Origin of the sequence: Nocardioides sp. GCM10030259 (genome assembly GCF_042666375.1) — a bacterium.
In the GTDB taxonomy this organism is placed as follows: domain Bacteria; phylum Actinomycetota; class Actinomycetes; order Propionibacteriales; family Nocardioidaceae; genus Nocardioides.
The window spans coordinates 524,276-548,860 of record NZ_JBHTDF010000018.1 but is presented as its reverse complement, the minus strand read 5'-3'; the positions used below and the strand labels follow the sequence as shown (position 1 = coordinate 548,860).

The 24,585-nt window shown below is 72.1% G+C and carries 19 protein-coding genes; 4 read left to right on the top strand and 15 right to left on the bottom strand.

Going from position 1 to position 24,585, the window contains the following annotated elements; genetic code table 11:
* Positions 1-112: 112 nt before the first annotated feature.
* The 9 genes from ACFQQI_RS15685 to ACFQQI_RS15645 all read right to left on the bottom strand — a co-directional run bounded on the left by ACFQQI_RS15685 (position 113) and on the right by ACFQQI_RS15645 (position 13,850).
* Positions 113-1,060, bottom strand: a complete 948-nt coding sequence (locus ACFQQI_RS15685; RefSeq protein ID WP_378565184.1) for a hypothetical protein — start codon at positions 1,058-1,060, stop codon at positions 113-115.
* 36 nt (positions 1,061-1,096) lie between these two features.
* On the bottom strand, positions 1,097-2,320 hold the full coding sequence (locus ACFQQI_RS15680) for a nitrate/nitrite transporter (RefSeq protein ID WP_378565181.1): 1,224 nt from the start codon (positions 2,318-2,320) through the stop codon (positions 1,097-1,099).
* A complete protein-coding gene (gene narI, locus ACFQQI_RS15675) occupies positions 2,317-3,072 on the bottom strand; it encodes a respiratory nitrate reductase subunit gamma (RefSeq protein ID WP_378565177.1) in 756 nt (251 codons plus the stop codon). Before narI ends, ACFQQI_RS15680 begins: the two co-directional genes overlap by 4 nt.
* A 25-nt stretch (positions 3,073-3,097) precedes the next feature.
* Positions 3,098-3,706 (bottom strand): nitrate reductase molybdenum cofactor assembly chaperone, encoded by a 609-nt coding sequence (narJ, locus tag ACFQQI_RS15670; protein ID WP_378565174.1) that lies wholly within the window; start codon positions 3,704-3,706, stop codon positions 3,098-3,100.
* Between the two features lie 115 nt (positions 3,707-3,821).
* On the bottom strand, positions 3,822-5,492 hold the full coding sequence (gene narH / locus ACFQQI_RS15665) for a nitrate reductase subunit beta (RefSeq protein WP_378565171.1): 1,671 nt from the start codon (positions 5,490-5,492) through the stop codon (positions 3,822-3,824).
* A complete protein-coding gene (locus ACFQQI_RS15660) occupies positions 5,492-9,196 on the bottom strand; it encodes a nitrate reductase subunit alpha (RefSeq protein WP_378565167.1) in 3,705 nt (1,234 codons plus the stop codon). Before ACFQQI_RS15660 ends, narH begins: the two co-directional genes overlap by 1 nt.
* Before the next feature lie 333 nt (positions 9,197-9,529).
* A complete protein-coding gene (locus ACFQQI_RS15655; RefSeq protein WP_378565164.1) occupies positions 9,530-12,055 on the bottom strand; it encodes a multicopper oxidase domain-containing protein in 2,526 nt (841 codons plus the stop codon).
* Positions 12,052-13,149, bottom strand: a complete 1,098-nt coding sequence (locus ACFQQI_RS15650) for a hypothetical protein (RefSeq protein WP_378565161.1) — start codon at positions 13,147-13,149, stop codon at positions 12,052-12,054. The genes ACFQQI_RS15655 and ACFQQI_RS15650 overlap by 4 nt, the downstream gene beginning before the upstream one ends.
* Positions 13,146-13,850: a helix-turn-helix transcriptional regulator gene (locus ACFQQI_RS15645; RefSeq protein WP_378565158.1), complete on the bottom strand. Its 705-nt coding sequence runs from the start codon at positions 13,848-13,850 to the stop codon at positions 13,146-13,148. Before ACFQQI_RS15645 ends, ACFQQI_RS15650 begins: the two co-directional genes overlap by 4 nt.
* A gap of 55 nt (positions 13,851-13,905) precedes the next feature.
* On the opposite strand from ACFQQI_RS15645, the gene ACFQQI_RS15640 reads away from it, so the two are divergent.
* From ACFQQI_RS15640 to ACFQQI_RS15630, 3 genes are all read left to right on the top strand, one after another.
* The gene (locus ACFQQI_RS15640) at positions 13,906-14,202 is read left to right on the top strand and encodes a DUF2249 domain-containing protein (RefSeq protein WP_378565155.1); all 297 of its coding nucleotides are present in this window, start codon (positions 13,906-13,908) and stop codon (positions 14,200-14,202) included.
* Positions 14,203-14,227: 25 nt separating this feature from the next.
* Entirely contained in the window at positions 14,228-14,716 is a 489-nt protein-coding gene (locus ACFQQI_RS15635; protein ID WP_378565152.1) for a glutathione peroxidase, read from the top strand.
* Positions 14,717-14,812: 96 nt separating this feature from the next.
* Positions 14,813-16,306, top strand: a complete 1,494-nt coding sequence (locus tag ACFQQI_RS15630) for a DHA2 family efflux MFS transporter permease subunit (protein ID WP_378565149.1) — start codon at positions 14,813-14,815, stop codon at positions 16,304-16,306.
* On the opposite strand, the gene ACFQQI_RS15625 is transcribed toward ACFQQI_RS15630, so the two are convergent.
* The 6 genes from ACFQQI_RS15625 to ACFQQI_RS15600 form a co-directional block, all read right to left on the bottom strand.
* The gene (locus ACFQQI_RS15625) at positions 16,307-17,464 is read right to left on the bottom strand and encodes a CDP-glycerol glycerophosphotransferase family protein (RefSeq protein ID WP_378565146.1); all 1,158 of its coding nucleotides are present in this window, start codon (positions 17,462-17,464) and stop codon (positions 16,307-16,309) included. It abuts the gene before it with no gap.
* A gap of 52 nt (positions 17,465-17,516) precedes the next feature.
* Positions 17,517-19,613 carry a RecQ family ATP-dependent DNA helicase gene (locus ACFQQI_RS15620; protein WP_378565143.1) on the bottom strand — a complete coding sequence of 699 codons (2,097 nt, stop codon included), beginning with the start codon at positions 19,611-19,613 and terminating at the stop codon, positions 17,517-17,519.
* A 201-nt stretch (positions 19,614-19,814) separates the two neighbouring features.
* Positions 19,815-20,264 carry a pyridoxamine 5'-phosphate oxidase family protein gene (locus tag ACFQQI_RS15615; protein WP_378565140.1) on the bottom strand — a complete coding sequence of 150 codons (450 nt, stop codon included), beginning with the start codon at positions 20,262-20,264 and terminating at the stop codon, positions 19,815-19,817.
* A gap of 14 nt (positions 20,265-20,278) precedes the next feature.
* The gene (locus ACFQQI_RS15610) at positions 20,279-21,010 is read right to left on the bottom strand and encodes a 2-phosphosulfolactate phosphatase (protein WP_378565137.1); all 732 of its coding nucleotides are present in this window, start codon (positions 21,008-21,010) and stop codon (positions 20,279-20,281) included.
* On the bottom strand, positions 21,007-22,956 hold the full coding sequence (locus ACFQQI_RS15605; RefSeq protein ID WP_378565134.1) for a M13 family metallopeptidase: 1,950 nt from the start codon (positions 22,954-22,956) through the stop codon (positions 21,007-21,009). The genes ACFQQI_RS15610 and ACFQQI_RS15605 overlap by 4 nt, the downstream gene beginning before the upstream one ends.
* Positions 22,957-23,025: 69 nt before the next feature.
* Positions 23,026-24,009 carry a hypothetical protein gene (locus ACFQQI_RS15600; RefSeq protein ID WP_378565131.1) on the bottom strand — a complete coding sequence of 328 codons (984 nt, stop codon included), beginning with the start codon at positions 24,007-24,009 and terminating at the stop codon, positions 23,026-23,028.
* 377 nt (positions 24,010-24,386) lie between these two features.
* Between ACFQQI_RS15600 and ACFQQI_RS15595 the strand changes: the two genes are divergently transcribed.
* A partial coding sequence (locus ACFQQI_RS15595) for a hypothetical protein (protein ID WP_378565128.1) occupies positions 24,387-24,585 on the top strand: 199 nt, incomplete at its 3' end.

The window sequence follows — 24,585 nt, the reverse complement described above, 5'->3', positions numbered from 1 at the left end:
CACGAGGCAATCGTGTCAGCCAGGGAGCAGCGCAACCCCGCGCCCGCCGTACCCCGCTTCGCTGCCTGTCGGCCGCGAGCCCAGCGACCCGCAGGCCGGTGGGAATCGGCCGTCAGCCGACCGCGTCGCGCCGGACGGCGGACGCGCGCTCGCACTCGGCGGCGTCGCACCGGACCAGGGCGGCCCGACGCTTGGTGTGCGCGTCGACGAGCAGGACGCGGTCGGTCTCCCACTCGACGCTGCCGAACCAGTACGCCGCGTAGGTGGCGATCCTCCGGCCGCCGATCGTGCGGGCGTGCACCTCACCGGGGCCGAGGCCGTCGGTGAGGATGTGGACCGTCGCCATCCGGCGCCCGTTCGGCGAGAACGCGATGACGGCCTCCTGGCACGAGCGCCACAGCTCCCGGCGCGGCCGGGTCAGCGAGGTGACGACCGTGCAGCCGCCGTCGTACGGGTCGCCCGTGAACGTCGCGAGCCGGTCGGCACGGATGTCGGCGTGCCCGGCGGGCCGGCCGACGATCCGGGACGTGCTGTCCTCCTCGAAGTCCCACCACAGGGTCCGGCCCGGCGACCAGGTCGAGAGCACCGCGCGACCCCCGTCGGCGTCGATCACGGCGGCGTAGTCCGGGAACGTCCGCCGCGCCACCCTCGCGCCGGTCTCGGCGTCGAGGACCGTCACCTGGCTGCGGCCGCCACGCTGGAAGCGCGTGACGATGACGTGCGCTCCGTCGCCACTGAGCTGGAGCTCGGCGTCGTCGGCGGTCGACGCGATCTGCGTCCTGGTGCCGTCATCCTCCATGCGCAGCAGGCGTCCGCTCGCGGCGACGACGTACGCCGTGCCGGACCTGCCGAGCAGGTAGGAGCTCGCCGGCAATGGCACCCGGGCGTCGCCCTCGAGGACGTGGCGGCCGGCCTGGGCCGGGATCGCCGGCCCCTCCCCCAGCGGCAGCGAACCGGGCCGGATCGGGACGGTCGGGGCGTCGGCACGACCGACCGCGGGCGAGCCGGGCACGAGGACGAGCGCCGCGAGCGCGACGAGGAGCAGGAACCGGGATCTCATGCCAGGGAGACGCGCGCCGCCGCCGAATGGTTGCAGTCAGGCGGCGGCAGGCTCCTTCCGCCTCTTGATCCCGAACAGCGTGTAGAGGAGCGCGATGGTGGCGGTGATGGCCAGCAGCAGCAGGCCGATCGTGTAGCTGTGGTCGGCCTCGTCGTACGTCGCGCCCATCACCAGCGGCGGGAAGAAGCCGCCCAGGCCTCCGGCGGCGCCGACGATGCCGGCGACGCTGCCGACCCGCTCCTTGGGCGCCATCGCGGCGACCCAGGCGAAGACGCCGCCCGTGCCGAGGCCGAGGAAGGCAGCCAGCAGGACGAACGAGATGCCGGCGGGCACCTCCGGCTCGGGCTGGAGGGTCTCGACGACGGCCAGCACCGCGGCGCCGGCGAAGGAGACCGCCGCCACCAGGCGCGGGCCGACCCGGTCGGAGAGCACGCCGCCGATCGGGCGGCAGATCACCGCGGCGATCGCGAACCCGGCCGTGCGGGTGCCGGCCTCGGTGATGTCGAACTCGTAGACGTCCTTGAGGTAGGTGGGCAGGTACGTCGAGAACGCCACGAACCCGCCGAACGCGACCGCGTAGAGGAACGACATCTGCCAGGTCACCGGGAGCTTCAGCGCGCCGACGAGCTTGGGCACGACCGCGTCGGTGTTGGGGCGCCACGCGGGCGAGTCCCGCATCGCCGACCACACCAGGAAGGCGACGACGACCAGGGCTGCCGCGATGATCAGGTGCGTCACGCCGTACCCGAACCAGTTCACGAACCGCGGGGTGAAGAACGCCGACAGCGCGGTGCCGCCCATGCCGGCGCCGAAGACGCCCGTGGCGAAGCCGCGCCGGTCGGCGGCGTACCAGGCGTTGACGAAGGGGATGCCGACGGCGAACGTGGTGCCGCCGATGCCGAGGAAGAAGCCGAAGAGCAGCATCAGCCCGTAGGAGTCCCGGTCGCCGGCGATCGAGACCAGCAGCACGAACGGCGCGGTCGCGAGCAGCAGGAGCGTGAACATCAGCCGGCCGCCGAAGCGGTCGGTCAACGCTCCCGTGACGATCCGGCCGAGCGAGCCGACCAGCACCGGCGTCGCCACGAGCAGCGACTTCTCGCCCGAGGAGAGGCCCATGCTCTCGGCGTACCGCACGCCCAGCGGGGCGATCATGTTCCACGCCCAGAAGCTGATGGCGAAGGCGAGCGTCGCGAGCGCGAGGTTGCGGCCCTGCCCCTGCCGGAGGTCGGGTACGGCGGACGCGGCGGTGGCGTCGGTCATCGGGTGCTCCTGTCCCGGTCGGGCGTGCCCACGGGGCTCCAGCCGGCGCGCGGGCGGCCGGTCGGCGCCGGGACCCGGGCGTCGCGGCTGCGATAGACGATGTAGGGCCGGAAGAGGTAGTGCACCGGCGCGGTGAAGGCGTGCACCAGGCGCGTGAACGGCCATGCCGCGAACAGCAGCATCCCGACCAGCACGTGCACGTGGAACTGGATCGGCGCCTCGGACATCGCGTGGACGTCGGGGTTGAGCCGCCAGATCGAGCGGAACCACGGCGAGACGGTCTCGCGGTAGTTGTGGGCGTCGTGGCCGGCGCCGACCGCGACGAGGGTGGTCCAGAGCCCGAGGGTGATGGCGCCGACGAGCAGCACGTACATCACCTTGTCGTTGATGGTGGTGGCCATGAAGACCGGCCCCGTCTTCCGCCGCCGGATCACCAGGATCACGATGCCGGCCAGCGTGCAGACGCCGGCGATCCCGCCGAAGAGCAGCGCGTTGAAGTGGTACATGCCCTCGGAGATGCCGACCGCCTCGGTCCAGTCCTCGGGGATGAGCAGCCCGCCGACGTGGCCGATGAAGACCACCAGGATGCCGAAGTGGAAGAGCGGCGACCCGATGCGCAGCAGCCGCGACTCGTAGAGCTGCGACGACCGCGTCGTCCACCCGAACTTGTCGTAGCGGTAGCGCCAGATCGTGCCCAGCACGAGGGTGGCGATCACCAGGTAGGGCAGCACGCCCCAGAGCAGTGTGTTCATCGCTGTGAGCTCATCTCTGGGCAACTCATCTCTGGCCGGCCATCGGGAGGAGTCGGGGGTCGTAGGGCTCGAGGCCGACGGACTCGGTCGGCGGGCCGTCGGCCATCGCCTGCACCGCGGCCCGGTCCTTCGGCGGGGCGCCGGGCAGGGTCGCGCAGACGGCGGCGACGACGGCGGCGTACGGCGTGCCGTCCTCCTCGAGGCCGATCCGCAGCATCTCGAGGCTGGGGCGGTAGTCGCGCAGGATCTCCTCGCCCGTGTCGGGGTCGGCGATCGCCGCGAACTCGAGCACCATCGGCAGGTAGTCGGGCAGCTCGCCGGCGGTGTCGACGAGGTACCCGCTGGCCCGGTAGGCCGCCTTGAACCGGCCCAGCACCTCACCCCGGCGGCGGGTGTCGCCGTCGGTCCAGTAGGAGAGGTAGAGAGCGTGCCGCCGGGACAGGTCGAAGACGTCGACGTACTGGCGCTCGAGCTCGCGCAGCGGCGTGCGCTCGAGGTGGTCGAGCAGCGCGTCGAGCGTCGTCACGCGCTGCTCGGCCAGCGCGGCCCGGAGGACCGGCACCCGGTCGAGCAGGGCCTGGTCGGGGTAGGAGAGCAGGTACGACGCGGCCTGCCGCACGACCCGCGCCTTCATGACGCCACCGCCGGGGTGGTTTCGAGACGGTTGCTGCGCAACCTCCTCAACCACCGTGGCGCCCCGGTGGTTGAGGAAGGCGCGCTAGCGCCTGTCTCGAAGCCACTCGGCCACCTCATGACCACGGCTCCTCGCGCTTGTCGGGGAACAGCCCGGCCGGGGTGCCGTTGCCGTCCCAGTTGAGCAGGTTGACCCGGCCGCGGAGCTCCTCGTTGCCGGTCGGCTCGTCGGTGGTCTGGCGCTGCCGCAGGGCGTGGTAGGTCTCGACCGCGACCGGCACCGGCCGGCCGCTGGCCTCGCCGAACGGCCCGGAGTCGTACATGCCGGGGCCCTCGTCGTAGTCGAGGGAGCAGCCGAGCTCCTCGAGGTCGTGGGCCTGCTCTACGTGCGCCTTCGGGATGACGTAGCGCTCTTCGTACTTCGCGATCGCCATCAGCCGGTACATCTCGTACATCGACTCCTCGGTCATCCCGACCGAGTCGGGGATCGAGCCGTCGGGCTCGCGGCCGAGGTTGACCCCGCGCATGTAGGAGCGCATCGCGGCGAGCTTGCGGAGCACGCCCTCGATCACCGCCGTGTCGCCGGCGGTGAACAGCTCGGCGAGGTACTCGACCGGGATCCGCAGCGAGTCGATCGCGCCGAAGAGCACGTCGCGGTCCTCGGCGTCGTGCCCCTGCTCGGACAGCAGGTCGACCACCGGCGAGAGCGGCGGGACGTACCAGACCATCGGCATCGTGCGGTACTCCGGGTGCAGCGGCAGCGCGACGCGGTACTTCTTCGCGAGCGCGTAGACCGGCGAGCGCCGGGCGTGGTCGAGCCAGTCCTCGGGGATGCCCTGCTCCCGCGCCGCGGCGATGACGGCCGGGTCCTCGGGGTCGAGGAGCAGGTCCATCTGCGCCTCGTAGAGGTCCTTCTCGTCCTCGACCGACGCGGCCGCGGTGACGGCGTCGGCGTCGTACAGGAAGAGCCCGAGGTAGCGCAGCCGGCCCACGCACGTCTCCGCGCAGACAGTCGGGATGCCGACCTCGATGCGCGGGTAGCAGAACGTGCACTTCTCGGCCTTGCCGGACTTGTGGTTGAAGTAGATCTTCTTGTACGGGCAGCCGGTGATGCACTGGCGCCAGCCGCGGCAGCGGTCCTGGTCGACGAGGACGATGCCGTCCTCGGAGCGCTTGTAGATGGCGCCGGAGGGGCACGAGGCCATGCACGACGGGTTGAGGCAGTGCTCGCAGATCCTCGGCAGGTAGAACATGAAGGTCTGCTCGAGCTCGAACTTGATCTTGTCCTCGGACTCCTTGCGGACCTTCTCGACGAGCGGGTCGAGGTGGCCCATCTCCGAGGCGCCGCCGAGGTTGTCGTCCCAGTTGGCCGACCAGGTGATCTTCGTGTCCTCGCCGGTGATCAGCGACTTCGGCCGGGCGACCGGGAAGTCGTCGCCGAGCGGCGCCTCGACCAGCGTCTTGTAGTCGTAGGTCCACGGCTCGTAGTAGTCGCCGAGCTCGGGCTGCACGGGGCTGGCGAAGATCGACAGCAGCCGCTTGAGCCGGCCGCCGGTGCGGAGCTGGAGGCGGCCGCGCGGGTTGAGCTCCCAGCCGCCGCGCCACTTCTCCTGGTCCTCGTAGCGCCGCGGGTAGCCCTGCCCGGGCCGCGTCTCCACGTTGTTGAACCAGACGTACTCGGTGCCGGCGCGGTTGGTCCACGCCTGCTTGCAGGTCACCGAGCACGTGTGGCAGCCGATGCACTTGTCGAGGTTCATCACCATGCCCATCTGGGCCATGACGCGCATCAGTAGGTCACCTCCTGCGAGCGCTTGCGGACCGTGGTCACCATGTCGCGCTGGTTGCCGGTGGGGCCGAGGTAGTTGAACGTGTAGGACAGCTGGGCGTAGCCGCCGATCAGGTGCGTCGGCTTCACCAGCAATCGGGTCACGGAGTTGTGGATGCCGCCGCGCCGGCCGGTCGCCTCGGACTTCGGTACGTCGATCGTGCGCTCCTGCGCGTGGTAGACGTACACGACGCCCTGCGGCATCCGGTGGCTCACGATCGCGCGGGCCACGAGCACGCCGTTCTCGTTGACGCACTCGACCCACTCGTTGTCGTGGACGTCGATCGACGCCGCGTCCTGCGGGCTCATCCAGACCGTCGGCCCGCCGCGGCTCAGCGACAGCATGAACAGGTTGTCCTGGTACTCCGAGTGGATCGACCACTTCGAGTGCGGCGTCAGGTAGCGCACGGTCACCTGGAGCTGCCCGTCCGGGCCGAGCGCGGGCTCGCCGAAGAGCCGTTGCATGTCCAGGGGTGGTCGGTACGTCGGGAGCGCCTCGCCGACGTCGGTCATCCAGTCGTGGTCGAGGTAGAAGTGCATCCGGCCGGTCAGCGTGTGGAACGGCTTGAGCCGCTCGATGTTGACGGTGAACGGCGCGTAGCGGCGCCCGCCGGTCTCCGAGCCCGACCACTCCGGCGACGTGATCACCGGCACCGGCGCGGCCTGGGTGTCGGCGAAGCTGATCCGCTTCTCCTCCGACCCCTCCGCGAGGTCGTGCAGGGGCTTGCCCACCCGCTGCTCGAGGTCGTGGAAGCCCTGGACGGCGAGCGCGCCGTTCGTCGTACCGGAGAAGCGCAGGATCGCCTCGGCGAGCTTCTTGTCGGTGTCGATCGCGGGTCGGCCCGCGCCCGCGCCGGCGGACATGACGCCGTTGCTGCGGGCCAGCGCGGCCGTCTGCTCCTCGAGCCGGTAGGTGACGTTCTTGACCGTGAAGCCGAGCCTGTCGGCGAGCGGACCGACGCTGGCCAGCTTGTCGGCGATGGCGGTGTAGTCGCGCTCGACGACCTGGAAGACCGGCGTGTTGACCCCCGGCACCGCCGGCACGTCGGGGTCCTTCCAGTCGCGCACGACGCCGCCGGCCTGCTGGGTCTCGCCGGGGGTGTCGTGCTGCAGCGGTACGGCGACCAGGTCGCGCCGGGTGCCGAGGTGGTCCTTGGCGAGCTCGGAGAGCCGGCGGGCGATCGCGTGGAACGCCTCGAAGTCGGTGCGCGCCTCCCACGGCGGGTCGATCGCCGGGCTGAACGCGTGCACGAAGGGGTGCATGTCGGTCGAGGACAGGTCGTGCTTCTCGTACCAGGTGGCGGCCGGCAGCACGACGTCGGAGAGCAGCGTCGTCGACGTCATCCGGAAGTCCGCCGACACCAGCAGGTCGAGCTTCCCCTCCGGCGTCTCGTCGTGCCAGGCCACGTCGGCGGGCCGCGGTGCCTCGGGGTTCTCGGTGCCCATCACGTTGGAGTGGGTGCCGAGCAGGTTCTTGAGGAAGTACTCGTTGCCCTTCGCCGACGAGCCGAAGAGGTTCGACCGCCACAGCACCAGCGTGCGCGGCCACGCCTCGGGGGCGTCGACGTCGGCGATCGCCGGGCTGAGCTTGCCCGTCTGGAGCGCGTCGACGACGTACGACGCGGCGTCCTCCGCCTCGCCGTTCTCGACCGCGGCGGTGGCGGCTTCGGCGACGTCCATCGGGTTCTGGTCGAACTGGGGATAGAAAGGCATCCAGCCCAGCCGCGCGGACTGCGCGATCGTGTCGGCGGTGTGCTTGCCCTTGAGGTGGCCCTTCGCCAGCGGCGAGCTGAGCGAGTCGGCGGAGTAGCCGTCGTTGCGCCACTGCCCGGTGTGCATGTACCAGAACGACGTGCCCGTCATCGTGCGCGGCGGCCGGCCCCAGTCGAGGGCGTTGGCCAGCGAGATCCAGCCGGTGATCGGGCGGCACTTCTCCTGCCCGACGTAGTGCGCCCAGCCGCCGCCGTTGCGGCCCATCGCGCCGGTGAGGATCAGCAACGAGAGGATCGCGCGGTAGGTGGCGTCGCCGTGGAACCACTGGCAGATGCCGGCGCCCATGATGATCATCGACCGGCCGCCGGACTCCTCGGAGTTGCGCGCGAACTCGCGGGCGATCCGGATGCACTGCTCGGCCGGCACGCTGGTGCGCTCCGCCTGCCAGGCCGGGGTGTACGGCGTGCTCGCGTCGTCGTAGCCGGTCGGCCACTCGCCCGGGAGGCCGTCGCGCCCGACGCCGTACTGCGCGAGCATCAGGTCGAACACCGTGGTGACCCGGTGCCCGCCCACCGTCCGCGTCGGCACGCCGCGGCGCACCACCGAGCCGGTGCCGTCGGCCTCGACGAACGCCGGGAGCAGCACCTCGGTGGCCTCGCTCCCCTCGCCGGCGAGGGTGAGCGTGGGGCTGACGCCCTCGAGGTCGAGGTTCCACTTGCCCTTGCCGGACTCGGCGTACCGGAAACCCATCGAGCCGTTCGGCACCACCGGCTGCCCGGACGCGCCGTCCATGAGCACGGTCTTCCAGGCGTCCTCCGGCGCGGTCCCACCGAGGTCGGCGGCGGTGAGGAACTTGCCGGGCACCAGCCCGCCCTCCTCGTGCTCCTCCAGCCGGATCAGGAACGGGAGGTCGGTGTACTTCTGCACGTAGTCGACGAAGAACGGCGTGCGCCGGTCGACGAAGAACTCCTTGAGCAGCACGTGGCCCATGCCCATCGCCAGCGCGGCGTCGGAGCCGGCCTGGGCGGGCATCCACTCGTCGGCGAACTTGGTGTTGTCGGCGTAGTCCGGGCTGACCGTGACCACCTTGGTGCCGCGGTAGCGGACCTCCGCCATCCAGTGCGCGTCGGGCGTGCGCGTGACGGGGACGTTGGAGCCCCACATCATCAGGTACGTCGCGTCCCACCAGTCGCCGGACTCCGGCACGTCGGTCTGGTCGCCGAACACCTGCGGGCTCGCGACGGGCAGGTCGGCGTACCAGTCGTAGAACGACGTCATCACGCCGCCGATGAGCTGGATGAAGCGGGTGCCGACGCAGTGGGACACCATCGACATCGCGGGGATCGGCGAGAAGCCCGTGCAGCGGTCGGGCCCGTGGGTCTTGATCGTGTGCACGTGGGCCGCGGCGATCATGTCGACGGCGTCGCGCCAGCTGACCCGCACCAGGCCGCCCTTGCCGCGGGCCTGCTGGTAGCGCTTGCGCTTCGCGGGGTCGCCGACGATCTCGGCCCACGCCTCGACGGAGTCACCGAGCCGCTCGCGGGCCTCGCGGAACATGTCGACGAGGACCCCGCGGGCGTACGGGTAGCGGACCCGGGTCGGCGAGTAGGTGTACCAGGAGAAGGCAGCGCCCCGCGGGCAGCCGCGGGGCTCGTACTCGGGACGGTCGGGCCCGACCGAGGGATAGTCGGTCTCCTGGCTCTCCCAGGTGATGATCCCGTCCTTGACGTAGACCTTCCACGAGCAGGAGCCCGTGCAGTTCACGCCGTGGGTGGACCGGACGACCTTGTCGTGGCTCCACCTGTCCCGGTAGAAGACGTCGCCGGCGCGGCCGCCCTCGCGGAAGACCGCCCTGCCGTCGTCGGTCTCCTCCCACCTCGTGAAGAAGCGCCCGGTCTTCAGCAGCGCATCGCTGCCGAGACCGTCCAGACGTGCCCGAGACGTGTCGGTCATGCCATTCAAGTTAGGGAACCTCCACGGGCCGTGACAAGGAAGATGCGGTGATCGTGGCGTGTCGTTGACCCTGCCGATCAGGGACGGAAGTCCCTCGCTCCAGTGCCGATGGGCCCCGCTGGATCGACCACCGCGGGGTGGTTTCGAGACAGGCGCCAGGGCGCCTTCCTCAACCGCCGGCCTCGGTGGTTGAGGAGGTTGCGCTGGCAACCGTCTCGAAACCGCCGGCCTCGGTGGTTGAGGAGGTTGCGCTGGCAACCGTCTCGAAACCGCCGGCCTCGGTGGTTGAGGAGGTTGCGCTAGCAACCGTCTCGAAACCACCGCCCAGCGGAGTCAGCGCACCTCGATGACCCCGTGCGCCCCGCGCTCGGCGTCGACCATCACGTGCGAGACGAACGGGTAGCGACCGGGCTCGTCCAGCTCCAGCTCCACGAAGCCGCCCTGGGCGGCGCCGAGCGCCAGGGACTGGGCACCACCGTCGCCGCGCGGTCCGCCGTCGCGGAGCAGGTAGGCGCCCTCGGCGTACGTCGTCGAGAACTGGCCGCCGACCACGTGGAACGACGTCGACCGGTTGGGGCCGGCGTCCAGCACCCAGATGCGCAGCCGCTCGCCGGACCGCACGTGCAGCGGGTCGTGGTCGTACTGGTTCGGGTACCCGTTGAAGACGACGGCGTCGGGCTGCTCGGCCTGCACCTTGTCGGCGTCGACGGTGCCGCCGTCCGGTCCGTAGTAGTGCTCGCTCTGGACCAGGAGGAAGCTGCGGTCGACGGGCGCCAGGTCGCGGGGCTCGATGACGACCGCGCCGAACATGCCGTTGGCGATGTGCGCGCTCATCGGCATCGTCGAGCAGTGGTACATCCAGATCCCGGCCCGCTCGGCGGTGAACCGGTAGGTGAGCGACTGCCCCGGCTCGAGGGTCCGCATCGGGCGGTCCGGCGCCAACGCGCCGGCGTGGAAGTCGATGGAGTGGCCGATCGTGCCGTCGTTCACCAGCGTGACGACGAACCGGTCCCCGACGCGGCCGTGCAGTACCGGGCCGGGCGCCTGCCCGTTGTACGTCCAGAGCCGCTGGGTGAGGCCGGGCGCCACCTCACGCTCGACCTCGCCCACCGTGAGCGTCAGCCGGTGGGTGCGCGGGCCTCCGTCGGGTAGTTGCGGCAGCGCAGCGTCGCGGGCCGGGAGCACACCCTCCGATCCGTGGTCGGACCCGTGCTCGTGCGCCCCGGCCACCTTCACGTCCAGCGTCATGCCCATCTGCCGGTGGCCGACGAGGGAGCACCAGCCGTCGAGGTCGCGACCGACGACGCCCACGTCGACCCGGGCCGTCTCCCCGGGCGAGACTCGGCCGGAGTCGGCGCCGGTCTCGAGCACGAGGTCGTGGACGTCGGAGTCGGTGTTCACGACCTCGATCACGAGCCGGTCGCCCGCGGTCACCGTGATCGACGACGGCACGAACCGCATGTCCGCCGCCTCGACCCGCACGGTCGTCGTGTGCCCCGTCGCCGCGACCCCGGCGGCAGCCGACGCCACCCGGCCGGTCCCGAGCGCGGACGGGTCGACGGCGACCCCGGCGGCGACGGTCACCGTCACCACGGCGACGCCGGCGACCGCGGAGCCCAGGGCGCGGCGGCGTCGCATACCGGCCGATGCCTCGTCGGGGAGCGCCGGTCCGGCTCCGGTACGCCGCGCGACCCGCGACGCCCGGATCGCCAGCACGAGCAGGGGGAGCTCGGCGGCCAGCGCGAGCAGGACGACCGCGGAGCACGCCACCACGACGGCGCTGGGGGCGGGCAGCAGGCAGGCGAGCAGCCCGAGGTTGACGGCGGCGATCCGGAACGCGCCGGCCCGGTCCAGCACGGCACCGGCGGCGCGTACGGCCGTGCCGCCACCGCCGAGCGCGGTCGGGATCAGGTGCCCCATCGCGCCGAGCAGCACCTGGGCCGCGAAGCCCGCCGCCAGGAACGGCACCAGGGCCCCGAATCGGTCGTGCACGACATGGCCGTCGCCCCCGGCGGCGAGGATCGCCGCCCACGCGACCAGGCACCCCAGCAGCCAGAGCAGCCCCGCGGCCACCGACCAGGTCGGGTGGCCGGCGGGAGGCTTCCGGCGCGCCGCCTCGACCATGGGGATCCCGATGAGCACCGCGCCGACGACGTACGTCGCGATGCCGGCCGCCGCGAGCGGCCAGCGGCCGAGCAGGCAGGCCACGACGGTCACGACGACCCCGGCCAGCAGCACCGGGAGGGCGCGCTGCAGCGCCGCGTCGGAGCCGGCCCCGAGGCGGGTGCGCAGCATCGTCGGCCACAGCGTGACGACCGTGCCCGCGACGGTCAGGCCCACCCAGCCCAGCAGGTTGACCGCGACGTGGGCGAGGAGCACTCGCGAGTGCCACGGCTCCGCAGGGCCGCGCGCGAGCAGCACGCCGAGCGCGGCGCCCACGGGCAGCAGGGCCGCGGCGGCGACGTAGAAGCGCACGACGCCGGCGAAGCGGGCCGGGAGGGCGCGACGGAGCTGTCCACCGAGGCGAGCGGCGTGCCAGACGACGGCGCCGGTGACCGCGCAGGCGCCGACCAGGGTCACCGGCCAGCGGGCCGTCTGGGTGCCGACCATCACCGCCAGCGCGCCCAGGTTGAGCAGGGCCAGCAGCCGGGGCCGCTGCGTCGACGGGGCGTGCAGGAGGGTGTCGGCGAAGTGCTGGCTCCACACGACGATCGAGTGCGTGACCGCGCCCAGAAGCAGCAGGTGCAGGATCAGCCAGCGCGGCTCGGGGATCCACGGGTGCGCGAACGCGACACCCGGGATCGCCAGCAGCCAGACCAGCGCCGGCAGGTCCCGCCACGGCGAGAAGCCGCGGCTCATCGCCGCGCTCCGACCACGACCCGCGACGCCGCAAGGGCCACGAATCCCAGCAGAGCGACGATGTTGAGCACCGCGCCCACCCGCCAGGCATGCGGTACGCCGAGCCCGTCCCCGAGCCAGACCCGCACGACGAGCGAGCCGTGCAGCGACGCGACCGGGGCGTACAGCGCCGGGTGGTAGGGCAGCGAGCGGCCGGTCACCGCCGGCAGGATCACCGGCGCATGCGCCATGATCATCGAGAGGGTGAAGCCGAGGAACACCGCGTGCACGACGGCGTCGTACCGACCGCCGTCGGTGACGCTCCCTCCCGTCAGCCAGACGGCGGCCGCGACCAGTGCCCAGGCGTAGCCCGCCAGCATGCAGGCCGCCATGTAGCGGGGCAGGCCGGTCGCCCGGACCGTACGCCGCGCCACGTCGTGGGTCGCCAGCCAGACCACGAGCCCGGCCAGGGCGGCGCCGAGCAGCACCGACCCGGCCTGCGGCACCAGCAGCGCGGCGACGACCGCGGCGCTCAGCGCGGTCGCGAGCAGCACCAGCACCGGGCCCGCCGACGGCCCCATCGCCAGCCGGGCGAGCTCGAGCCGTTCCCCGGCGATCGTCAGCACCACGAACGCCATCAGCCAGGGCAGCAGGACCGGCACGTCGACGCCACCGAGCCACAGCACGGCTGCGCCGGCGGCGAGGGCAGCACCGAGCGCCTGCACGAGCACGGCCTCGTCGGCCTGCCGGCGCCAGAGCGGCACGTAGACCGCGACCAGCGCCGCGGCACCCGCGACCAGCACGGCCTGGCCGACCCGCAGCGGAGCCGGCGTCAGGGTCAGGACCGCCCCGGCGCCGAGCAACACGGGCGCCGCGAGTGCCCACCGGGTGCGGAGCGCGACGGCCCGCTCGAGGGAGATCAGGGTGCCGACGAAGCCCAGCACGAGCAGCATCCCGTGCACGTCGGGCAGCCGGTCGGCGTCGACCGGCGCCGGCAGGTCGAGCAGGAGCAGGGCGGCGTCGAGGCCGGCGAGCAGGGAGACGCCGGCCGGCACGAGCAGCACCGGCCGCCAGGCGGCGGTGCGCCCACGCGGGGCGTCGACGACGGTGCTCATCCGCGCCGGCCGAGACGCAGCAGGCAGGCACCGGGCTCCACGAACGGCAGCAGGTCGAGGCCGTCCGTCGACGCGTCGTACGTCTCCAGGGCGCCCTGCGCGATGCCCAGGTGCACGGCGCACACGACCTCGGGCTGCTGGTGGGCCGCCTCGAGCAGCGGGCACCGGGTGAGCCGTACCTCGCGAGCCTCCCGGTCCGGCTCGGGTGCGAAGCCCATGTCGTCGAAGAGCCCGACGACACCCTGCCGGGCCGCCCGCTCGCCGCCCTTCCCGGGCACGCCGGCGTCGTGCGCCAGCCGTCGGCCCCACTCGGCCCCCGCGCGGCGCGCGTCGGCGGCAGGCTCCGGGCTCGTGCGTACGACGACCGCTGCGAGCGCGGCCGCCAGCCCGGCGTACTCCGGGCGCGGATCCTCGTGGCTCTGCGGCGTCGCCTCGTACAGCCAGCCGGGGCGGCCGCGCCCCGTGGGCGGCGCCGGCGTCCGGTCGACGAGCCCGCTGCGCCGGAGCCCATCCAGGTGCTCGCGCACGGTGTTGGCATGCAGGCCCGTCATCGCGACGAGCGCCGGCAGGCTGGTCGGCTCGGGCTGCGCCTGCAGCGTCTCGAGCAACGAGGCCCGTGTCGGCGAGAGCCGCCGGCCGCTCGCCGCGCGGGCCGGACGTGGGCCACGTCTCCCCGGTTGATTATTTTCCACGGAGTTCATTGTGCCAAAATGGCGGACGCCGGTCACGCGGATCGGCTGTGACGAAGGAGACGACATGGGAATCGGCGAGGACCTCGGCCTGCGGGAGAGCGGGCACGGCGGCTGCGGCTGCGGCGCGGTCGACGAGGCGCTGCCCGAGCTGGACGCGCGGGCGATCCCCCACGCGATCCGGCACGCCGCCATCAAGGGAGCGCTCGGCTCGCTCCAGCCGGGCGCCGGGATGGTGCTCGTCGCACCGCACGACCCGATCCCGCTCCTCCAACAGGTCGAGGCCGAGCAGCCGGGCGTCTTCGGCTTCGAGTACGTCGAGCGCGGCCCGGAGTCCTGGCGCATCGCCTTCGTCCGACGCTGATCGGCCGACCCGTAGGGTCGGGGGCATGAGCATCCTCGACTCCTCGATCGCGCGGCTCGACGGCACGCCCGCCACCCTCGGCGAGCTGACCGGCGGCCGGCCCGCCCTCCTCGTCAACGTCGCGAGCAAGTGCGGGCTGACCCCGCAGTACACCGGCCTCGAGCAGCTGCAGGAGAAGTACGCCGAGCGCGGGTTCACCGTCGTGGGCCTGCCCTGCAACCAGTTCATGGGGCAGGAGCCGGGCACGGCCGCGGAGATCCAGGAGTTCTGCTCCGCGACGTACGGCGTCACCTTCCCCATGACCGAGAAGATCGAGGTCAACGGCGACGCCCGGCACGACATCTACCGGACCCTGACCGAGACCACGAACGAGAAGGGCGAGGCCGGCGACGTCCAGTGGAACTTCGAGAAGTTCCTGGTCTCCGCCGACGGCCGGGTCGTCCAGCGGTTCTCCCCGCAGGTGGAGCCCCAGGACGAGCGCGTCGTCGACGCGATCGAGGCACAGCTGGGCTGACACGACGCGGGTGACGCAGCGTGGGTGACGCAGCCCACGTGTGCGGACGACGAAAGTCGGATGCCACTGTCGGTGGCGCCACCTAGCCTCGATCGGGTGACCACAGAGACCACCCCCACTCCTCCCGCCACCGCGGGGGCGCCCGACAAGCTCGACCGCGGCGTGCTGCTGACCGCAGGCGTCGTCGTGCTCGGCGCCATCATGTCGATCCTCGACATCACCGTCGTTTCGGTGGCCCTGCAGACCTTCCAGAAGGAGTTCGAGGCGACGTCCGCGCAGGTCGCGTGGACGATGACCGGCTACACGCTGGCGCTCGCCACGGTGATCCCGCTGACCGGCTGGGCCGCCGACCGGTTCGGCACCAAGCGGCTCTACCTGCTGGCGGTCCTGCTCTTCACGCTCGGCTCCGTGCTGTGCGCGGCCGCGACCTCGCTCGAGATGCTCGTGACCTTCCGCGTCCTCCAGGGCCTCGGCGGCGGCATGCTGATGCCGCTCGGCATGACGATCCTGACCCGCGCCGCCGGCCCCGAGCGCGTGGGCCGCGTGATGGCGATCATGGGCATCCCGATGCTGCTCGGCCCGATCTTCGGCCCGATCCTCGGCGGCGCGCTGATCGACTCGGCGAGCTGGCACTGGATCTTCCTCATCAACCTGCCGATCGGCATCCTCGCGCTGTTCTACGCCTCCGTCGTGCTCCCCAAGGACCACGTCGAGCCGTCCGAGACCTTCGACTGGCTCGGCATGGTGCTGCTCTCCCCCGGTCTCGCCGCGTTCCTGTACGGCGTCTCGTCGATCCCCGCCGCGAAGGAGGAGCACGGCACCGTGTGGACCGCCCAGGTGGTCGGGCCGGCCGTCGTCGGCGTGGTGCTGATCGCGGCGTTCGTGCCGTGGGCCCTCAACCGCAAGAACATCCACCCGCTCGTCGACCTGCGGCTGTTCGCCAACCGGACCATGACGGTCGCGGTCGTCGCGATGTCGCTGTTCGCGATCGCGTTCTTCGGTGCGAGCCTGCTGTTCCCGCTCTACTTCCAGTCGGTGCGCGGCGAGGACGCCATGAGCGCCGGCCTGCTGCTGGCGCCCCAGGGCATCGGCGCGATGATCACGATGCCGATCGCGGGCGTGCTCGCCGACAGGATCGGCCCCGGCAAGATCGTGATGACGGGCATCAGCGTCATCACCATCGGCATGGCGATGTTCACCCAGCTCGAGGCGGACACGTCGTACGCGTATCTGCTCACCGCCCTCTTCATCATGGGCCTCGGCATGGGCAGCACGATGATGCCGATCATGTCGGCGGCGCTGGCGACCCTGAAGGCGCACACGATCGCGCGCGGCTCGACGCTGATGAACATCGTCCAGCAGGTCGCGGCCTCGATCGGCACCGCGGTCTTCTCGGTGCTGCTGACCAGCGGCACCATCGACCTCGACCCGACCGACCCGGCCACGTACGTCCCCGGGCTCGCGGACGCGTTCGCCGACGTGTTCGTGGTCGCGACGGTCATGGTTGCGGTGGTCCTGGTGCCGGCGTTCTTCCTGCCGCGCAAGAAGATCGAGCACCAGGTCGACCCGGCCCTGATGGCCGGGCACTGATCAGGCGATGATCGCAGCCTCGTCCTCGGTGGCCACGCCGCCGAGGACGAGGCGGTCGCGCAGCGCGACCAGCTCGGAGACGGTCTCGAGGAACCGGGTCGTGCTGTCGCCGACCTGGAGGTCGTCGAAGTAGTGGTGCCGCATCGCCACCCGGGCCAGGTGGTGCTCGTCGTGCTCGAGCCGGGCCGCGAACAGCGCGGTCAGGTCCGGTACGTCGAGCCCGTCGGCCGTGTCGAGCACGTCGGCGCACCGGCTGACCGGGACCTCGCGGCGCAGCCGCTCCGCGTCGTGGTGCCGGTCGGTGATGAAGATCGGGCACTCGGTGCGCAGGTAGAGCCAGTCCAGCCCGACCGACGAGACGTCGGTGACGATCGCGTCGCAGTCGGGCATCACCGCGAGGATGTCGCCGGCGGTGATCGCGGCGTGGCCCGCTGACGGATCGCGGCGGCCCGCCTCCGCGACGATCGTCAGGATGGCCTGGTGGGCGTCGCGGACCGACGGCGTCCGGCTCGTGATGACCTTGGGGTGCGGCTTGTAGACCAGGCGCACGCCCGGGATCGCCAGCACCGCCCGGACGATGTCGATGCCGAGCGTGTCGACCGACGTGTAGTCGTTGTACTCCGCATCGCCCTCCCACGTCGGGGCGTAGAGGACCGTGCGCAGCCCGGTGGGCTCGAGGAGGGACGCCGGGCGCAGGTCGAGCTGCGGGCGGCCGATCCGGACCAGCTTGCCGGTGTCGAGCTCGAGCAGCTCGGCGGCGTACCGCTGCACGGCGGCCTCGCCGGCGACGAAGACGCGGTCGTAGGCCTTGGCGTTGTTGCTCGCCATGCTCTGCTTGTCACTCTCGCCGTGGTTGATGTGCACGTGGAGCTTGCGGCCGTGGAGCAGCGACTGGAAGTTCAGCATCGAGTTGTTGACGTAGAGGACGACCCTGGCGTCGACCTCGCCGTACAGCTCCGCGAGCTCGGTGAACGCCGGCACCACCGCGACCGGGAGCTGCGTGCGCTCCCGGATGATCTCCGCCGACGCGTGGCTGCGCAGCACCAGCCCGACCGGCTGCTGCTGGTCGAGCAGCTCGAGGACGGGCAGCCACTGGATCAGCTGGTAGGTGCGGGAGGGGTCGTCGGCGAAGTACGCGAGGGTGGAGACGTGGTGCACCGGCCAAGTTTACGGCCGGAATGTCACCGCGACGTAACCGGCTACGCGGTCGTCAGGTCGACGTCGCCAGCACCAGCGGCCGCACCTCGGCGGCGCCTGCCGCGCGGACCGCGCGGGCGGCCAGGGTGACCGTCCAGCCGGTGCCGACGCGGTCGTCGACGAGCAGGATCCGGGCGCCCTCGGGGACATCGGCGTGCAGGTCGAAGCGGCGCCCGACCGCGGCGATCCGCTGGGCGGAGTTGGCCGCGCCCTGGCCGGGTACGACGTCGGGATCGACGATCGCCCAGCGTCCGACGACCGGCACCTTCAGGTAGCGGGAGAGCCCGTCGGCGAGGTCGGCGGTCAGCGTCGGCCGGGTCGCGGACTCGACCACCACGATGCCGTCGACCGGCGGCCGCCAGTCGCCCAGCACCTCGATCACGGCACGGACCAGCGACACCGGCACCGGCCCGTCCGGGGTCGCCGGGGAGAAGAGCTCGCGCAGCGCGTTGCCGTAGCCGAGGTCGGTCAGCCGGGCGACCGCGCGCCCCTCCTCGGCGGCCTCCCGGATCTTGCCCTTGAGGTCGACGCCGAGGTTGGCGAGCGCGGTCGGCCACATCTTGCGCGGCTCGACCACGACGCCGGGCCGGGCCAGCCGGGCCTCGGCCTCCTCGACCGCGGCGGCGGAGATCTCGGTGGCCACGCTCAGGCCCCCGCAGTTGTCGCACCGGCCGCAGTCGACGGCGTCGGGGTCGTCGAGCTGCTCGCGCAGGTAGCGCATCCGGCACCGGTCGGTGGCGATGTAGTCGAGCATCGCCTGCTGCTCGCGCTCCCGGGCCTCGCGCACCCGGCGGTAGCGCTCCTCGTCGTAGCTCCACGGCTGCCCGGTCGCCTCCCAGCCGCCCCGCACCCGCCGGACGGCGCCGTCGACGTCGAGCACCTTGAGCATGGTCTCGAGGCGGGTGCGGTTGAGGTCGACGTACGTCTCGAGGCCGGCGGTGCTCAGCGGGCGCCCCTGGTCGGCCAGCACGTCGAGGGTGCGGCGCACCTGCTCCTCGCGCGGGAACGCGAGCGAGGCGAAGTAGGCCCAGATGTCGCGGTCCTCGATCGCCGGCAGCAGCACGACCGTGGCGCTCTCCAGATCGTTGGGCAGTCCACGGCCTGCGCGACCGACCTGCTGGTAGTAGGACACCGGCGACGACGGCGCCCCGAGGTTGACGACGAAGCCGAGCGTCGCGTCGAAGCCCATGCCGAGGGCGCTCGTCGCGACGAGCGCCTTGACCCGGCCGGCCGCGAGATCCTGCTCGAGGGCGTGCCGCTCGGTGGTCTCGGTCTGGCCGGAGTACGCCGCGACGTCGTGGCCGCGCGAGCGGAGATAGTCGGCCACCTCCTGGGTGGCGGCGACGGTCAGGCAGTAGACGATGCCGGAGCCGGGCTGCTCGGCGAGGTGGTCGGCCAGCCAGGCGAGCCGCTGCTCGGGGGTCTTCAGGCGGACGACGGCCAGACGCAGCGACTCCCGGTCCAGCGAGCCGCGAAGCACCAGGACATCCGTGCCCATCTGCTCGGCGACGTCCTGGGTGACCCGCGCGTTGGCCGTCGCGGTCGTCGCGAGCACGGGGATGCCGTCGGGCAGGTCGTCGAGCAGCGTGCGGATGCGCCGGTAGTCGGGGCGGAAGTCGTGGCCCCAGTCGGAGATGCAGTGCGCCTCGTCGACGACGAGCAGCCCGCAGGTCGCGGCCAGCCGGGGCAGCACCTCGTCGCGGAAGCCGGGGTTGTTGAGCCGCTCGGGGCTGACCAGCAGCACGTCGACGTCGCCGGCCCGGATCGACTCCTGGATCGGCTCCCAGTCCTCCATGTTGGTGGAGTTGATCGTCACCGCCCGGATGCCGGCACGCTCGGCCGCCGCGATCTGGTTGCGCATCAGCGCGAGCAGCGGCGACACGATCACCGTCGGGCCGGCGCCCTGCTCGCGCAGGAGGAGGGTCGCCACGAAGTAGACCGCCGACTTGCCCCAGCCGGTCTTCTGCACGACCAGCGCTCGGCGGCGGTGCACCGCGAGCGCCTCGATCGCCGACCACTGGTCCTCGCGCAGCACCGCGTCATCGGTGCCGACCAGCGCGCGCAGGTGGGCCTCGGCGCTCGCCCGGACGTCGGTGACGGTGGTGTCCATGCCGACCTGTCTACCAGCGGGTGCCGACGGCGGATCCCCGCCCTCCACAGGCGATGGTCTGGACCGAGGTATCTGGGCGCCGGACCCGCGCTCTTGAGGAGTGTCAGCGCACAACACGGGGGTGTGTCGCTGGCAGGGGTCACACCCGGGTGGGTGACCCTGCGTTGGCCCCACCGGCGCAGGGCACCCGCCCCTTCTCTCTCAGACCAGCCAGCGACCGTCGCGCATCAGGGTCCGGCCGGCGATCTCGTTCGCCTCACGCCACGCCATGACGCGCTCGGGCCGCAGCACGAGGAAGACGTACGCCGCGTCGCCGCGCGGGTCCCAGTCGGCCTGCGCGGCGTACGCCTCGCCCAGCGCGACCTCCTCGTCCACGCCCACCTGCCGTTCGAGCACGGCGTCGACCATCGTCACGTCGCGGGTCGGCCCGACCGCCAGCCGCGCGCGTCTGCTCACGGCGAGGTCGCGGGCCGACCGCGACCTGGCCTGCACCGCCACCACGAGGCGCTCGTCGACCCAGGCCAGTGACAGCGGCACGAGGTGCGGGGTCCCGTCGGTCGACGCCGTCGCGAGCCAGACGTCGATCGCCGGGGTCGCCCACATCGCGAGCGTGTCGGCCTTGCGGGTGGCCGCGTCTCGAGGTCCGGTCATGGGCCCGGAGTCTGTCAGCCCGCGACGAAGGCGTCACCCTGCAGCACCGGTACGACGTCGCTGGCGTCGAGCTCGGCCGCCAGGGCGACGTCGCCCGCGAACCCGATCTCGACGAGCTCCCGCCCGCTCGCGCACGCGTACAGCTCCTCGGCCAGCCTCGGCTCGACCGCCCGGAACGCCTGCTCGGCCACGCGTGCCTCCGGGCTCAGGCCGTCGACCCCCAGGGCGACCAGCGCGGCGACGACGGCGCCCGCACCCCAGAGGTCCTCGACGGCCGGCCGCAGCGACCCGTCCTCCCAGCGCTCGCCGGCCGCCACCACCGCGACCGGGCCGGGCCGGTCCACCAGCCAGCGGGCGACCGCCGACCGGTTGCGCAGCGAGGCACCGACGACCGACGCGCCGGCGTCCGCGAGCCCGAAGCTGATCGCGGAGCCGTTGGGCGACGGCAGCACCAGTCGCTCGACACCGACCGCCTCCCGCACCGACACCGGCGACAGGCTCACGCCCTCCCGGCGCGACCGGCCGGTTGCGAGCACGGCGTCGCGCTCCGCTGCGTACGCCGCCGCCCGCTCGTCCTTCCACCGGAACGGATGGACGGTGATGCCGCGCTCGACCGCCACCGTCAGCGTCGTGGTGAACGACAGCACGTCGACGACCACGGTCACCGGCGCCGCGACGGCCGCGGCGCCGGTCGGGCCCCACTCGAGGCGGACGTCGTACGTCGCCTGCCGGTGGACGGGCTTCACCAGATGCGCACGCGCTCGGACGGGTCGAGCCAGAGGCCGTCTCCGTCCGAGGTCTCGAAGACCTCGTGGAACTCGTCGAGGTTGCGCACGATGTTGGCGCGGAACTCCGGCGGGCTGTGCGGGTCGATCGTGAGGTACTGCTGGTCGAGCTCCTTGCGGCGCTTCGAGCGCCAGCAGAAGGCCCAGTTCATGAACAGCCTGCGGCGGTCCTCGACGGCCGCCTCGCCACCGCGGGCGATGAGGTACGCCGTGTGGCCGATGGTCAGGCCGCCGAGGTCGCCGATGTTCTCGCCGACCGTGAGGGCGCCGTTGACGCGCTCGCCGGGCAGGGCTCGCGGCTCGAAGCCGTCGTACTGCTCGATGAGCTTCTTCGACTTGACCTCGAACGCGGCCTTGTCGTCGGGCGTCCACCAGTCGTTGAGGTTGCCGGCGCCGTCGTACTGCGCACCCTGGTCGTCGAAGCCGTGGCCGATCTCGTGGCCGATGACCGCGCCGATGCCGCCGTAGTTCTCGGCCTCCTCGGCGTCGGCCGAGAAGAACGGCTTCTGCAGGATGCCGGCCGGGAAGCAGATCTCGTTGGTGCCCGGGTTGTAGTAGGCGTTCACGGTCTGCGGGAGCATGAACCACTCGTCGCGGTCGACCGGCGCACCGATCTTCGCGAGCTCGCGGTCGGTCTCGAAGGCCGACGCGGCCGCGACGTTGCCGAGCAGGTCGTCGCGGCGCACGTGCAGGCGCGAGTAGTCGCGGAACTTCTCGGGGTAGCCGATCTTCGGGCGGAACGTGTCGAGCTTCTCGTAGGCCCGCTGCTTGGTCTCCTCGGTCATCCAGTCGAGCTTGGAGATCGACTGCCGGTAGGCGGCGAGCAGGTTCGCCACCAGCTCGTCCATCATCGCCTTGGACCGGGGCGGGAAGTGCCGCGCGACGTACTCCTTGCCGACGGACTCGCCGATCGCGCCCTCGACGAAGGAGACCCCGCGCTTCCAGCGCGCCCGCAGCTCCGGGGTGCCGTTGAGCGTGCGGCCGTAGAAGTCGAAGTTGGTCTCGACGAAGTCGTCGGTCAGGTAGCCGGCCGCCGCGCGCAGCACGTGGGAGAGCAGCCACTCGCGCCACTCGTCGATCGGCACCTCGCCGAGGACGGTCGAGAGGTGCGAGAAGTACGACGGCTGCCGCACGCACACCTCGGCCAGCGTCTCGTCGCTGCCGCCGAGGTTGGTGACGTAGGCGTCCCAGTCGAAGCCCGGGCAGATCTCGACGAGCTCCGCCTTGGTCCTCAGGTTGTAGGTCTTCTGGACCTCGCGGGTCTCGGCCCGCTCCCAGTGGCCGGCGGCGAGCTTCGTGTCGATGGCCAGCACGGTGGCCGCGGCTGCCTCCGGGTCGGCGTGCCGGGCGAGGGTGAGGAGGCGCGTCAGGTAGGCGACGTACTTCTCGCGGACCTCGGCGAACTTGTCCTCGCGGTAGTAGGACTCGTCCGGCAGCCCGAGCCCGCCCTGGACCAGGTTGAAGAGGTAGCGGTCGGAGTTCTTGCTGTCGGTGTCGACGTACGACCCGAAGAGGCCGTGCCCGCCGGCCCGCTCGAACTCGCCGAGGAACGCCGCGAGGTCGCGGACGTCGCGCAGCCCGGCGACGGCGTTCAGCAGCGGCTGCACGGGCGCGAGGCCCTTCGCGGCGATCGTCTCGGTGTCCATGAACGAGTGGAAGAGGTCGCCGATCTTGCGCGCGTCCTCGTCGACGTCCTCACCCGCGGCGACCCGCTGCGCGAGATCCTCGATGATCGCGTGCACCTGCTCCTCGGCGACCTCCGCGAGCTGGACGAACGGCCCCCAGCTCGAGCGGTCGGACGGGATCTCCGTCTCCACCAGCCAGCGGCCGTTGACGTGGCCGAACAGGTCGTCCTGCGGCCGGACGGTGGGGTCCATGCCCTCGCGGGCGTCGTCGAGAATACTCACGGGGCCGACCCTAGCCCGCGTTGCCACGATCCGCCGTAGGGAGGCGACGTCGGTTCGGTGGTCCGGGCATCACCGCTCGACGCGCCGGAAGCCGTCCACGGCGTCCCAGAGCCAGATCGCCAGCGCGACGACCACGACGACCGTGTTCACCGTGTCGGGATCGAAGCCGGCCCAGCCGTCCTGGATCTCGGCGACCGCAGCCGGGTTGAGCAGCTTGTCGGTCGCCGCCAGATAGGCGATCGGCGCGGCGAACACGGCGCCGAGCACCGCATTGACGGTCGCCAGCGCGGGGGTCCACCGACCGATGCGGTACTTGACCACCTCGAACACCGCCTCCGCCACGAGCAGCACCAGGATCAGCGGCAGCCAGAAGCTCCACAGGTCGGGGTCGAGCAGGGGCACCCCGCCGTCCAGCGGCGACTGGACCTCCTGCCACACGATCGCGAGGCCGATGAGCCCGAGCCAGACGAGGCTCGCGATCAGGTCGCTCAGGGAGCCGCGCCGGCTCGGCAGGTCGGGGAGCTGGTCGACGGTCGACGCGACGCCCAGCGACGAAGGCAGGTTCGCGGCGCCGTCCGCGGTCCGCTCGACGATCGCGAAGACGAGGGTGACCCAGAAGGCGACCTGGACGACGAGCGACACGGCGAGGCCGACCGCACCTCCGACGATGTCGCCGAGCGACTCCCCGGAGAGCGCGTCGATGACCGCCACCAGGATCGTCACCGCCGGCACGGCGATCACCAGCACCGGCTTGAGCAGTCGCTCGTACGCCGGGTAGAGGTCCGGCCCGATCAGCTGGAGCCGGCGACCGGTGTAGCCGGCGGCGAGACGGTCGGGATCGCCCAGCTCCTGGAGCGCGAGTCGCTCGTTCGCCGCGTGGTCTGCGTCGGAACGCTGCGCGGCCAGCGTGTCGATCCGGTCCGCGATGGTCGCGCGCAGCTCCTCGGCGACATCGGCGCGCTGGTCCTCCGGCAGCCGTCGCGTGACGGCGTGGAGGTAGCGCTCGGTCAGGCTCGACCCGCTCGGGGCGCTCGGGGCGGCGGACACGGACATGGTGGTCACCTCAGGCACCGGTGGTCGAGCTTGTCGAGACCCCAGAAGCCACTGTGCCCACGGTGAGGGCCGACGCCCTGCGGGTTCGTTGGGCTTGCGACCAAAAGGCAGCGAAGCCGGGCGGCGGGCGCGGGGTTGCGGTCCGTCGCCGGCTTGCGTGCGCACCCGGTGGTCGAGCTTGTCGAGACCCCTTCAGCGCGTGCGCGCGCGGTGAGTGGGCACCCTGCGGGTTCGTTGGGCTTCTGACCGACAGGCAGCGAAGCGGGGACGGCGGGCGCGGGGTTGCGGTCCGTCGCCGGCTTTCCGACCGCACCCACGACGCGGATCTGGGTGCACACGATCTTGACTGATCGAAAATATGTTCGATACAATGGAGCATGGCCCCGCACCCGCACACCGACACCGCCGCCGAGGCGGCTGCACTGGTGGACGCGATCCGGGACCTCGAGGACCGCAAGTCCCGGGCCGCGGCGGAGCAGGCCGACCTCACCGTCCGGCTCGCGGCACTGCGTCCCGACGATGCCGCCGGGCTGGTCGCGCACGCGCGGCGGGAGTCCCCGGCCCGCGCGGTCCGCC